General features: G+C 67.0%; 10 protein-coding genes and 1 tRNA gene. 10 read left to right on the top strand and 1 reads right to left on the bottom strand.

What is annotated here, in order from left to right; all coding sequences use genetic code 11:
• Positions 1 to 40: 40 nt before the first annotated feature.
• The 10 genes from JIN95_RS15275 (at position 41) to JIN95_RS15230 (ending at position 11964) form a co-directional block, all read left to right on the top strand.
• On the top strand, positions 41 to 1651 hold the full coding sequence (locus tag JIN95_RS15275; protein WP_095635649.1) for an iron ABC transporter permease: 1611 nt from the start codon (positions 41 to 43) through the stop codon (positions 1649 to 1651).
• Between the two features lie 76 nt (positions 1652 to 1727).
• A complete protein-coding gene (locus JIN95_RS15270) occupies positions 1728 to 2660 on the top strand; it encodes an NAD-dependent epimerase/dehydratase family protein (protein ID WP_095635650.1) in 933 nt (310 codons plus the stop codon).
• Between the two features lie 325 nt (positions 2661 to 2985).
• On the top strand, positions 2986 to 4344 hold the full coding sequence (locus JIN95_RS15265; RefSeq protein ID WP_200532021.1) for a DNA primase: 1359 nt from the start codon (positions 2986 to 2988) through the stop codon (positions 4342 to 4344).
• A 101-nt stretch (positions 4345 to 4445) separates the two neighbouring features.
• Positions 4446 to 5735, top strand: coding sequence for an adenosylhomocysteinase (locus tag JIN95_RS15260; RefSeq protein WP_200532020.1), 1290 nt, complete (start codon positions 4446 to 4448; stop codon positions 5733 to 5735).
• A gap of 433 nt (positions 5736 to 6168) precedes the next feature.
• Positions 6169 to 6978, top strand: coding sequence for an endonuclease NucS (gene nucS, locus JIN95_RS15255; RefSeq protein ID WP_200532019.1), 810 nt, complete (start codon positions 6169 to 6171; stop codon positions 6976 to 6978).
• Positions 6979 to 7147: 169 nt separating this feature from the next.
• Complete coding sequence (locus tag JIN95_RS15250; protein WP_095635653.1) at positions 7148 to 7678, top strand: 50S ribosomal protein L16; 531 nt, start codon at positions 7148 to 7150, stop codon at positions 7676 to 7678.
• Positions 7679 to 7816: 138 nt separating this feature from the next.
• Positions 7817 to 9871, top strand: a complete 2055-nt coding sequence (locus JIN95_RS15245; protein ID WP_200532018.1) for a DEAD/DEAH box helicase — start codon at positions 7817 to 7819, stop codon at positions 9869 to 9871.
• A gap of 78 nt (positions 9872 to 9949) precedes the next feature.
• Positions 9950 to 10020, top strand: a tRNA-Pro gene (locus JIN95_RS15240).
• A 346-nt stretch (positions 10021 to 10366) separates the two neighbouring features.
• Complete coding sequence (locus JIN95_RS15235; protein ID WP_200532017.1) at positions 10367 to 11290, top strand: group I intron-associated PD-(D/E)XK endonuclease; 924 nt, start codon at positions 10367 to 10369, stop codon at positions 11288 to 11290.
• Between the two features lie 35 nt (positions 11291 to 11325).
• Positions 11326 to 11964, top strand: a complete 639-nt coding sequence (locus JIN95_RS15230) for an IS6 family transposase (protein ID WP_200530785.1) — start codon at positions 11326 to 11328, stop codon at positions 11962 to 11964.
• Between the two features lie 57 nt (positions 11965 to 12021).
• On the opposite strand, the gene JIN95_RS15225 is transcribed toward JIN95_RS15230, so the two are convergent.
• Entirely contained in the window at positions 12022 to 13266 is a 1245-nt protein-coding gene (locus JIN95_RS15225; RefSeq protein ID WP_095637164.1) for an HD domain-containing protein, read from the bottom strand.
• Positions 13267 to 13312: the final 46 nt, after the last annotated feature.

Raw genomic sequence — 13312 nt, 5'->3', positions numbered from 1 at the left:
GGTGCCGCCTTCCCCCGCCAAGACCCTCCCGCACCGGATCATGAGCCTGACACAGCGGATCCGCGACCTCCTGACGGACGGCGACGGCCGACTACCCCTCGGGCTGACGCTGCTCTCGGCCGCCATCGCCGGGACGCTGGTGTTCCCGCTGGCGTGGCTGGTGATCGAGGCGGTCACCGTCGACCGGGCGCGGGCGACGGAGCTGCTGTTCAGTCCGGGAACCGCCGAGATCCTGGCGAACAGCCTGCTGCTGATGGGCGGCGTCACCGCGCTCTCGGTCCTGATCGGGGTTCCGCTGGCGTACCTGACGGCCCGGACCGACCTCCCGTTCCGCCGGTTCTGGTCGATCGCGGTCGCGCTCCCGCTCGTCGTTCCGAGCTACGTCGGCGCGTTCTCCTTCGTCTCGGCGTTCGGCCCCCGCGGCGAGTTCCACGACCTGCTCGCGCCGCTGGGGATCGAGCGGATTCCCGAGATCTACGGGCTCCCGGGAACGATCCTCGTCATCACCCTCTACACGTACCCGTACGTCTACCTGACCACCCGCGCCGCGCTCCTCTCGCTCGACACGACGCTCATCGAGGCGGCGCGGACGCTGAACCACGGGCGGATCGCGGCGTTCCGGCGCGTGACGCTCCCCGTGATCCGGCCGGCGATCGCCGCCGGCTCGCTGCTCGCGGCGCTGTACGCGGTGTCCGACTTCGGGACGCCGACGATCATGCGGCTCCCCGTCTTCACCCGCCAGATCTACGTCGAGTACAACTCCTTCGGCCGGGACTACGCCGCCCTCCTCTCGCTGCAGCTGCTCGCCGTGGTGCTCGTCGTGCTCGCGCTGGAGTGGCTCGTCCGCTCCGACCGCACCGCCCACGGCGACGACGCGGGCAACACCGACCGGCTCGTCGGGCTGGGGCGGTGGCGCTGGCCGGCGACGCTGCTGCCCGCGTCGGTGTCCGCGGTCGCGCTCCTCGTCCCCCTCTGGATCCTCTTCCTGTGGCTCGTCCGCACCGACGCGGGCCGCCGCCCGTCGATGGCGTTCGAGTGGGTCCAGGCGCTCAACTCGGTGTCCGTGGCCGGGGCGGCCGCGGTCGTCGCCGCGCTGGCGGCGCTCCCGGTCGCGTACTTCGCCGCGAACCACGACTCTCCGCTGTCGACACTGTTCGAGCGGACGACCTACGTCGGGTTCGCGGTCCCCGGGATCGTGTTGGCGCTCGCCTTGGTCTACTTCGGGTCCAGCTACCTCCCGTGGCTCTACCAGACGCTCCCGCTGCTGGTGTTCGCGTACGTCGTCCGGTTCCTGCCGCAGGTCGTCGGGTCGACGCGGACCTCGATCCTGGGGGTCGACCCGCGGCTGGTCGAGGCGAGCCGGGCGCTCGGCGAGTCGTCGGTGGGGTCGTTCCGGCGCGTGACCTTCCCCCTCGTCCGGTCCGGGATCGTCGCCGGCGCCGCCCTCGTGTTCCTCACGACGATGAAGGAGCTCCCGGTCACGCTCATCCTCCGCCCCTCCGGCTTCGAGACGATCGTCACGCAGATCTGGCGCGCACAGGAGTCCGGCCTCTACCAGTACGCCGTCGTCCCCACCCTCCTCCTGTTGTGCATCTCCGGGCTCTCGATGGTCGTCATGCTCGCGCAGGAGGGCGGCGAGGAGGGGCTCTGACGGCGCGGCTCCCGGGGAGCGGGAGCCGCGACGCGTTTCCACACCTACTTACCCGACACCGCCCCAGGGGTCGGGTATGGACCTCACCGATTCGACCGCGCTCGTCACCGGCGGCGCGGGGCTCGTCGGGAGCCACCTCGCGCGGGCGCTCCGCGACCGCGGCGCCGCGGTCCGCGTCGCGGACGACCTCTCGAAGGGGACCCGCGACCGCGTCCCGGACGGCGTCGACTTCGTCGAGGCCGACCTCACCGATCCGGAGGACGTCGCCGAGGCGGTCACCGGCGACCTCGACGTCGTCTTCCACTTCGCCGCGTACACCGACACGAACTACGACGACGACCGGGAGCTGTTCGAGGCCAACACGGCGATGACGTACAACGTTATCGAGCGCATGCGCGAGGTCGGCGTCGACCGGCTCGCATTCACCTCCTCCTCGACGGTGTACGGCGAGGCCCCGCGGCCGACGCCGGAGGATTACGGTCCCTTGGAGCCCATCTCCATCTACGGCTCCTCGAAGCTCGCCGACGAGGCGCTGATCTCGACGCACGCGCACTCCTATGACCTCACCGCGTGGGTGTTCCGGTTCGCGAACATCGTCGGCCCGCGCCAGCGCGGCAACGTGATCCCCGACTTCGTCCAGAAGCTCGACGCCGACCCGACCGAGCTGGAGATCCTCGGCGACGGCCGCCAGGAGAAGTCGTACATGCACGTCACCGAGTGCGTCGACGCCATCCAGCACGTGGTCGAGCACGCGGACGAGGACCTGAACGTCTACAACCTCGGGACGCGGACGACGACCTCCGTGACGCGGATCGCCGACATCGTCAGCGAGGAGCTCGGCGTCGACCCCGAGTACAGCTACACCGGCGGCGACCGCGGCTGGACCGGCGACGTGCCGCGGATGCGACTGTCGATCGAGCGGCTCGCCGACCTTGGCTGGGAGCCGTCGATCGAGAGCGACGAGGCTGTCCGCCGGAGCGCGCGCGAACTGATCGACGAGATTGTCTGAAACGGTCGACGAGTTCGTCTGAGACGGTCGACAAGATCGTCTGAAACGGTCCTTCGGACGCGCCGCCGCGGCAAGTCGTTCTCCGAACGTACCCCGTCGCGTCCGGGCCGTTTCCCGTCACGCCCGAGCCGCTCTCCGCTGCGCCCGAGCCGCAGATCGATCGCCGCCGGGCGTGGCTCGCCGGCGATCCCGGCCGATCGGCCGCCGGATCCCGCCCGCTTGCCGAATCGTGGAGAGGGCGCCGTTAACCCGGATAAAATCCGGATTAAACCGGCTTAACGGAGATGCCTTTTTATAGGGTAACGGCGCCACGGCCCGGACGCACATGAGCAAACGCACGATTGGCCTGCTGTTGATCGCGGTCGTCGCGCTCGGCGCGATGACCGGCGTCGCGGCCGCCGACGGACACCTCGAAGTGGCCGTCGAACAGGACGCGGACGGAACGTCGACGGTCACGGTAACCGAGAACGACAGCGCGGTGGAGAACGCCACGGTGCTCGTCGAGGTCGCCGACCCCGAGAACGAGTCGTACGCGGGCGCCGGCGAGTACGAGACCGACGCGAACGGCACCGTCGACCTCCCCGCCCCCGAGGAGGACGTGACCGTTGACGTGACCGCGAGCGACGGGAACGAGACCGCCTCGACCACGGCCGATCTCGAAGCCCCCGACGGGCTCGAGCTCACCGTGGAGAACACCGACGGCGAGCCGGTCGTCACGGTGACCAACAACGACACCGCGGTCGAGAACGCCTCGGTGAACGTCACCGCCGCCGACGCCGAGAACGAGTCGTACGTCGGCGCGGGCGACTACGAGACCGACGCGAACGGCACCGTCACCCTCGCCGCCGCGGAAGAGGACGTGACGGTCGACGTGACCGCCGAGTACGAGAACGACTCCGTCTCGACGACCGTCGACCTCGTGGCCCCCGAGGGGCTCGCGCTCGACGTGTCGAACACCGGCGGCGAGCCGGTCGTCACGGTGACCGACGACGGCGAGGGCGCGGAGAACGCCTCGGTGAACGTCACCACCGCCGACGGACAGAACGTCAGCTACGTCGGCGAGGGCGAGTACACGACCGACGAGAACGGCACCGTCACCCTCCCCGACGCCGAGGAGAACGTCACGGTCGACGTGACAGCCGAGTACGAGGGCGAGTCCGTCTCCGCGATCGTCGACCTGACCGCGGACGGCGAGGAGGCCGCGGACCAGCCCTTCGGCCAGCTCGTGCAGGACTTCATCGACCGCCTGGAGGACCGTGAGGGCGGCATCGGCGCCGCCGTCTCGGACTTCGTGACGGAGAACAACCCGGGGAACGCCCCGGACCACGCGGGGAGTCCGGGCGGCCCGGACGACGCGGGTAACGGGAGCGACGCGGGCAACGCGAGCGACGGCCCCGGTAACGCGCCCGACCACGCCGGTCAGGGCAACGGGAACGGCGGCGAGCAGGGACCGCCGGACCACGCCGGGCCGGGCGGTGACGACGACGCGAACGAGAGCGACGACGACCGTGGACCGCCGAGCGACGCCGGTCCGGACGGTGACGACGACGCCGACGAGGACGACGCCGAAGAAGACGACACCGAAGAAGACGACGAGGACGATGATGGCGACGAGGACGATGACGACGACGCCGGGAGCGGCCCGGGCAACGGCAACGGACAGGGCAACGGGCCCAACAACTGACGGCGCAGCGCGCGCCGATCCGGTTCGCGATCGCTGACGCTCTTTTTCGGGACGCACTCGGTGTCGGCAGGGTTTAGTGCGCCGTGAGCGAAGCGAGGCGTATGAGCGAGACTTCGTATCCGCCGGTGTCACAGCACCTCTCGGACGTCGAGACGGCCCGCGAGGAGGGGCGCCGGAAGATGGACTGGGCGCTCCAGCACATGCCGATCCTGAACGCCCTCCGCGAGGAGTTCGCCGACGAGCAGCCGCTCGCCGGCGAGACGATCGCGATGGCGATGCACGTCGAGGCGAAGACGGCGAACCTCGTCGAGCTGCTCGCCGAGGGCGGCGCCGAGGTCGCGATCACCGGCTGTAACCCGCTGTCGACGCACGACGACGTGTCCGCCGCGCTCGACGCCCACGAGTCGATCACCTCCTACGCGGTCCGCGGCGTCGACGACGACGAGTACTACGACGCGATGCACGCCTGCATCGCCCACGGGCCGACCATCACCGTCGACGACGGGATGGACATGGTGAAGCTGGTCCACGAGGAGTACCCGGACCTGATCGACTCCATCGTCGGCGGGGCCGAGGAGACGACGACCGGCGTCGACCGACTGCGCGCGATGGACGCTGACGGCGAGCTCCACTACCCCGTCTTCGCCGTGAACGACACGCCGATGAAGCAGCTGTTCGACAACGTCCACGGCACGGGCGAGTCGTCGCTCGCGACCATCGCGATGACGACGAACCTCTCGTGGGCCGGTAAGAACGTCGTCGTCGGCGGCTACGGCCAGTGCGGGAAGGGCGTCGCGAAGAAGGCCTCGGGCCAGAACGCGAACGTCATCGTCTGCGAGGTCGACCCCCGGAAGGCGCTGGAGGCCCACATGGAGGGGTACGAGGTGCTCCCGATGCGGGAGGCCGCGAAGAAGGGCGACGTGTTCATCACGACGACGGGCAACCGCGACGTGATCACCCGCGAGCACTTCGCGGAGATGCAGGACGGCGTGCTCCTCGCGAACGCCGGCCACTTCGACGTCGAGGTGAACCTCGACGACCTCGACGACCTGGCCGTGGACCGCTACGAGGTCCGCGACGGCGTCGAGGGCTACGAGATGGAAGACGGTCGCGTCCTCAACGTCATCGCCGAGGGGCGGCTCGTCAACCTCGCCGCCCCCATCGCGCTCGGCCATCCGGTCGAGGTGATGGACCAGAGCTTCGGGGTGCAGGCGGTCGTCGTCCGCGAACTGGCGGCGAACGGCGAGGAGTACGAGGCCGGCGTCCACGACGTGCCCGACGAGCTCGACCGCGAGGTCGCGGATATCAAGCTCGCCGCCGAGGGCGTCGAGTACGACGACCTCAGCGATGAACAGCGCGAGTACATGGACAGCTGGGAGCACGGGACGTAAGCGACGACTAGCCGACGACGCTCCACTACACGAACGGTCGGCGCGCGCCTCCGAGGCCGCATCGCGGCCGAGGAGCGTCGCGCGAGGGACGCGGCGACCGTAGGGAGCCGCGAGGCTGGGGAGGTGTGAGGTGCGGTTGCTGTGCGGGGCGGGACTCGAAGGGGCAGTCGCGAGGCGGGCGCAGGCGACGCAAGCACCGCAGCGAAGGAGCGACAGCGACTGAGCGAGGAGCGAAGCGAGCGTGCGCCCGCCTCGCGACTGGGGCTTCGGTGGTGGTCGTGTCGCCCAGCGATTTATAAGCAGTATCATCGTCAAGCCGAGCGGTTGGGGCTTCGGCTGTCTCGGTCGCGATCGGTCAGACGGTCCCGAGCGCCCCCCGATCGTCTCCGTCGTTCTCACACCCTTTTTGAGCGACAATCACGTACGGATCGCAGTGACAGTCACGAGCGTCCACGACCCGAGCCACCGCGAGGCCCTCTGGGAGCTTGAGGACGCGTTCGAGCGCGGCGACCTGATAAGCGTGTTCGGTCGCTGCACCGTCAGCTACGAGGGCCGCGCCGCCTCCGATCTGGGCGCCGGCGACCGCCTGCTCGTGTTGAAGCCGGACGGCGCCGCCCTCGTCCACACCGACGAGGGGCGCCAGCCCGTCAACTGGCAGCCGCCGGGGTCGGAACACCGCGCCGCGGTCCGCGAGGGGCGGCTTCGCGTCGTCTCGACGCGGACCAGCCCCGCCGAGACGCTGACGGTCCGCTTTTCCGACGTGCACCAGCTCTCCGCGATGGCCGTCACGGGCGGCCGCGACCTCACGCTCCACGGGAGCGAGGAGGACCTCCGGACCAGAATCTTGGAACGGCCGGAGCTCGTCGAGCCGGGGTTCGAACCGCGCGAGACCGAGCGCCCGTCCAGCGCCGGCCCGATGGACGTGTTCGGCGTCGACGCCGACGGGACCCCCGTGGTCGTCGAACTGAAACGGCGGCGGGTCGGTCCGGATGCGGTCGGCCAGCTCGCGCGGTACGTGCGGGCGCTCCGGGAGGAGCTGGGCGCGGAGGGCGGGGGCGGCGGTTCCGACGCCGGCGATTCGGACGAGAGCGATTCCAGGGATAGCGATTCCGACGCCGACGGCGGCGGCGCCCCGACCGTCCGGGGCGTCCTCGTCGCGCCCTCGGTCACCGACCGGGCCGCGGAGCGGCTCGCGGACCGCGGGTTCGACCACGTCGCGCTCGACCCGACGCCGGAGGAGTGATCGGGCGGCGCGAAGCGGCCGGTGACGTGAGGTGGCGCCCGAGCGAGTGGCGTGCCAACACGCGACTCGATCGGGTCGAGAGCCGGCGTTGACCCCCGAGAGGCCGACGACGACGCCTCGCTATCGAAGGCTTTATCGCCGCAGCGCGGGCTACATCGGACAAGTAGCCATGTCTGACAAACCCGCCTCTATGTATCGGACGATCGATAAGCCGTCGTACACCCGCCGCGAATACATCACGGGCATTCCCGGCTCGAAGATCGCCCAGCACAACATGGGCGACCTCTCCGCGGAGCCGGACGACTACCCCGTCCAGATCAGCCTCCGCGTCGAGGAGGAGCTCCAGATCCGACACGGCTCGCTCGAGAGCGCGCGCCTCTCGGCGAACCGCCACCTCATCAAGGAGCTCGGCGAGGGCAACTACAAGATGACGCTCCGCAAGTTCCCCCACCAGGTCATCCGGGAGAACAAGCAGGCGACCGGCGCCGGCGCGGACCGCGTCTCCGACGGGATGCGGCAGGCGTTCGGGAAGCCGGTCGGGACGGCCGCACGACTCAACAAGGACGACGTCGTCTTCACGGCCTACTGCGACGTCGACCAGGCCCCCGTCGTGAAGGAGGCGTTCCGCCGGGCGTACAACAAGCTCTCGCCGCCGTGCCGGATCACGGTCGAGCGCGGCGAGAAGCTGCTCGTCTCGTAGAGCCAACCGACCCCCGTCCGTTCGAGGCGGGCCCTTCTCCGCGCGATCGCGTCACTGAGCCGCGGCGCCGCGCGCACGGCTCCGGCGTCACGCGCCGAGCCGAACACCTGAAATACCTCGATCGCGTACCGAACGGCAGTGTCACAGCAGTTGGCCGAGGTCGAGACGCTGTTCCTCCACGAGGCGCGGAGCGACTACACCGTCGTCGCGAACCGCGACGGCAACCGGGTGCTCCGCGGGCGGCTCGAACTCAAGGAGACCTCCGCGGGGCCGCGACCGGGCAAGTTCCGGGTGATCCGCGACGGCGAGGACCACCCCCGCCAGCCCGACGAGTTCGTCGACCTCGCCCGCGCGGCCGGTCGGATCCGGATCTCCGAGCAGACCGCCCCCGAGAACCGGCAGCGACTGAAGGAGATGCTCGACGGCTACCAGCTGGAGGCGACGGCGGTCCGGACCTGCCGGCGCTGCGCGAGTGACGGGCGGTACGGCCCCATCACGAGCGAGAGCGCGATCGAGCACAACGGCGAGCTGATCTGCCGCGACTGCGCGCGCCGGGAGTTAGAGCGCGAGCTGTCGTACAAAGGCGAATTCACGGGCGCCGCCGAGGAGCGGCTCGAAGAGCTCCTCTACGAGTCCGGCGACTTAGACCGGATCGTCAACCTCCTGCAGGGCGGGCTCGACCCCGACCTCACGAAGTACGACGAGGTCTCCGCGAACGTCGACGACATCTCGCCGGTCCGGACCGAGGATCTCGACCTCCATCCGGATCTCTCCGCGCACCTCCAGGGGCGCTTCGAGGAGCTGCTGCCGGTCCAGAGCCTCTCCGTGCGGAACGGCCTCTTGGAGGGGAACGACCAGCTCGTCGTGAGCGCGACCGCGACCGGGAAGACGCTGGTCGGCGAGCTGACGGGGATCGACCGCGCGCTGAAGGGGGACGGGAAGCTCCTCTTTCTGGTCCCGCTCGTCGCGCTCGCCAACCAGAAGCACGAGGACTTCGAGGACCGCTACGGCGACCTGCTGAACGTCTCGATCCGCGTCGGCTCCTCGCGCGTGAACGACGACGGCAACCGGTTCGACCCGAACGCCGACGTGATCGTCGGCACCTACGAGGGGATCGACCACGCGCTCCGGACGGGCAAGGACTTAGGCGACGTGGGGACCGTCGTCATCGACGAGGTCCACACCCTGAAGGAGGGCGAGCGCGGCCACCGGCTCGACGGGCTCATCTCGCGGCTGAAGCACTACAGCGAGGAGCGGATGGAGACGCATTCGGGGTACGACGGCACCCAGTTCGTCTACCTCTCCGCGACCGTCGGCAACCCCGAGTGGCTCGCCGAGAAGCTCCGGGCGACGCTGATCGAGTTCGAGGAGCGCCCCGTCCCCATCGAGCGCCACGTCACCTTCGCGGACAGCCGGGAGAAGGCGCAGATCGCCGACAAGCTCGTGAAACGCGAGTTCGACACGAAGTCGTCGAAGGGGTACCGCGGGCAGACGATCATCTTCACGAACTCCCGGCGGCGGTGCCACGAGATCAGCCGGAAGCTCCGGTACGACTCCGCGCCGTACCACGCCGGCCTCGACTACAAGCGCCGGAAGAAGGTGGAACGGCAGTTCGGGAACCAGGACCTCTCCGCGGTCGTCACCACCGCGGCGCTGGCCGCCGGCGTCGACTTCCCCGCCTCGCAGGTGATCTTCGACTCGCTGGCGATGGGGATCGAGTGGCTCTCCGTCCAGGAGTTCTCCCAGATGCTCGGCCGGGCCGGACGACCGGACTACCACGACCGCGGCCGCGTCTACCTCCTCGTCGAGCCCGACGGCGTCTACCACAACTCCATGGACCGCACGGAGGACGAGGTCGCCTTCACGCTCCTGAAAGGCGAGATGGAGGACGTGGCGACCCACTACGACGAGACCGCCGCGGTCGAGGAGACCCTCGCGAACGTCGTCGTCGCGGGCAAGAAGGCCAAGCGGCTCAACGACCGAATGATCGGCGAGGTGCCGACGAAACACGCGGTCGGCAAACTGTTGGAGTGGGAGTTCATCGACGGCTTCGAGCCGACGCCGCTCGGTCGGGGGATCACGAGGCACTTCCTCGCACCTGACGAGGCGTTCTTCATGCTCGACGCGATCCGGAAGGGGACCGACCCCTACCAGATCGTCGCCGACCTCGAACTGCGCGACGACGAGGAGTGAGGACCAGAGGGGAAACCGGGGCGTACCCCGCCCGCGCAACGAAACGCTTTACCGGCCGATGCGGGTACGTATGGGTGCGGGGCCGTGGGGTAGTGGTATCCTCGCTGCCTTGGGTGCAGTGGACCTGAGTTCGACTCTCAGCGGCCCCATCCGTTATTCTTGGCCGTTACAGACAACCTGTTCGAGTTCTGCATGAAGATCGGGATGGTGTTTCCTGAGAACCTCTACGTCAGTTTGGAGTTCTTCGTGAATTCGATTTCGGATTCGTGATACGGCTTGATACTGATTCGGACCGGTGTTCTTCGATCGGAGATGTTCACGCTCGGTTTCAGTAAGGAGAGCACGTGTTCGTGCCATGGTTTGTGTACACATCTGTCTGGTAAGTGTACACTGCATCTGTCTGGTAACGGTTCGACGCTGTCCGATCGGTATAGTTTGCAAATATACAAATGTGAGTGGGAGGATATACAAACCGGATAACGAATCACGACAGATATGGAGTCACACAGGCAAGGGGGTCTCACCGAGCAAATTGTCATCACAGAGCTGAAAAAGCGTAATATTAGCGTGTCAACGCCAGTAGGCGACAACGAACGATACGATCTCGTCTTGGAAAAGCCGGATGGCGATCTGTTGCGTGCACAGATCAAAACAGGGCGGGTGAAAGACGGAGTCGTCCGATTCAAGGGGGTAAGCCAGCACACGAACTCGTCTGGGCACGTGTACAAGCAGTACGGCGACGATGTCGACTGTTTTCTCGTACACTCCAACGAAACAGAGGAAACCTATTTCGTCGATTCTGAAGAGGTTGGGACCTCGATGCACTTGCGTATCGATCCGCCTGCTCAGAAAACCAGTCAGATCAATTGGGCCGAAGAGTACCACCTCGAGCAACAATGGCCGCCCACCGACCACAACAAAAGAGACTCGACAGTTACTGCGGTTATCGACGCGCTCGAAAGCGTAGAAGGCACTGTATATATTGATCCGACCAGAGAAGGCGATCAGGTCTTATTGTTTGTCGACGCAGACGACGAAACACATCGAATTGGAGCCGAGACCGGATGGATTGTGAATGGCCGAGTTCGGTTCACGCCGAGCGAAGCCGCAGAGTACCATCTGATATACTGTGATGAGTTAGACGATTTGCTGTCTGTACATTCTGATGAATTTAACGAGTCCATCTCCTTCCGAGTAGACAGCGAGAATACTCGAGAGGGCACAAATCCAGTAGACAAGTATACGTTCGAGAATAACTGGCCTCCATCCATTGTTGGGACTTCACCAGCAGATCCAACACCGGAACTGACCCGGTTCATCAGTAGACTGGAAGACAAACAGATGGCGTATAACCGTGTAGAATACGACGGTAAAAGGGAGGTAGAAGTGTATTGTGGAGGATCTTATTGGCGATGTTAAGTTAAGAACGAGGCGGTCGGTGTTTCGAATGGTCTATGTCCGAATCCAACCGCCTCGGCGGCTCTACTGATTGGATCGACTTGGAGTTTGTGGAGCGTGAGCGGACACCCCACGAGATCATTGAAACCGGTATTCAACTCCATCTTGCTGGACTATCACTTTCGAATACCAAACAGTATCTTGAAAGGTTGGGTGTCGAGCGGAGTCGAACAGCAATTCACAACTGGATTCAAAAGGCCGATTTACAGCCAGTTGACGGTACGAGCCCGAATCGCGTTGCGGTCGATGAGACTGCGATTCAGATCGATTCGGACAGATACTGGCTGTATGCCGCCGTCGATCCTCGGACAAATGAATTCCTTCACGTTGACGTATTTCCCGTCCAAAATCAACAATTTACGCTGGTGTTTCTCCGCGATCTCAGAGAGAAACACCACGTTGAGGACGCGCTATTTCTCGTTGATGCTGGCGGACACCTCACAGCAGCACTCTCACGAACCTCACTTCGATTTCAAATCACTCGCCATGGAAATCGGAATGCCGTTGAACGTGTCTTTCGAGAAATAAAACGACGAACTTCTTCATTTTCAAATACGTTTAGAAATGCGGAGCCGACGGCGGCAGAATCATGGCTCCGAGCCTTCGCCGTCTGCTGGAACCGATGCTTAAGTTAACACGACCGGGCACGAACGGTCAGGTCGCGCCTCCTCGTCCGTCGCCTCACTCCCCGATCACGCCCCGTCGCGGAACTCGTCGAGCGTCGTCGGCATCGCGCCGCGCACCTCCGCGACGAGTCCGTCGGGGTCGAGCCCGAGCACGTCGGCGGCGGCCCGCCCGACCCGATCGGTCGCGGGCCGGGGGGCGTACACGCCGAGGCGCCACTGGTTGCGCTGGGCGGTCCGGAGCGCCGAGACCAGCGGCGACTGCCGCTCCAGCCGGCGCACCTCGCCGTTGACGGTGACCCGCGCGGTCGACTCGCGCATCGACGGCTCCGGGGGCACGTCGAGGATCACGTGCTGGCGGGCGACGCCGGCCTCCGCCGCGATCTCGCGTTCCAGCGCGACCTCGGCGTCGCGGTCGGCCTCGTGGACGCGCTCGGGCGCGTCGTCGTACTCGGCCCACACCGCGAGCTTGTAGAGGTCGCGCTCGTCGTAGCGTCGGGAGATCTCGGCCGTCTCCGGGCAGCTCCGGATCGCGGCGAGGAAGTCGTGGTCGTCCATCCGGCGAAGCTCGGCCGCGGTCGTCGGGGTCGCGTCGAGCAGGTCGCTCGCGGCGCGGCGCAACATTGCCTTCGAGATGCGCGCGACGTGATGGGTGTACACGACCGGGTTCATCAGCGCGCGTGCCAACAGCAGGCTCTCGGCCGTCTGGACGTTCCCCTCGTCCAAGACCAGCTCCTCCTCGCCGGTGCCCACGTCGACGAACGTCAGCTCGCGGACGAACCGCTCGGTGTCGATGGTGCCGTACGGGACCCCGGTGTGGTAGGCGTCGCGCACGAGGTAGTCCATCCGGTCCACGTCGAGCTCGCCCGAGACGAGCCCGCCGTAGGGCCCCTCGCCCGCGACCAGCCCGGCGATCCGGTCGGGGTCGAGGTCGTGGTCGCGGAGCACCTCCCCGACCGCGCCGGTCGCGAGCAGCTCGTCCACGTCGTCGTGGTACTTCCCCGTGCGGCGGTGCGTGAGCGACTCGAGGTTGTGGCTGAAGGGGCCGTGGCCCACGTCGTGGAGCATGGCCGCGGCCTCGATCCGGTCCGCGCGCTTGCCCTCGATCCCGAGGTGGTCGAGGGCGCGGCTGGCGAGGTGGTAGACGCCGAGCGAGTGCTCGAACCGGGTGTGGTTCGCGGAGGGGTAGACGAGCTGGACCGTCCCGAGCTGTTTGACGTGTCGCAGCCGCTGGACGGCGGGGGTGTCGAGGAGGTCGGCGGCGACACCGTCGATCTCGATGTGGTCGTGGACGGTGTCCTTGACCGTGATCATGCGTCGGGGTTCGGCGGCATCGGATAAAAACGGCGTGCGTCGGCGG

Source organism: Halorubrum sp. LN27 (assembly GCF_016635065.1).
Taxonomy (GTDB): Archaea; Halobacteriota; Halobacteria; order Halobacteriales; family Haloferacaceae; genus Halorubrum; species Halorubrum salipaludis.
Note: the sequence above shows the minus strand (reverse complement) of the source record. Positions and strands in the feature narration are given on the sequence as shown.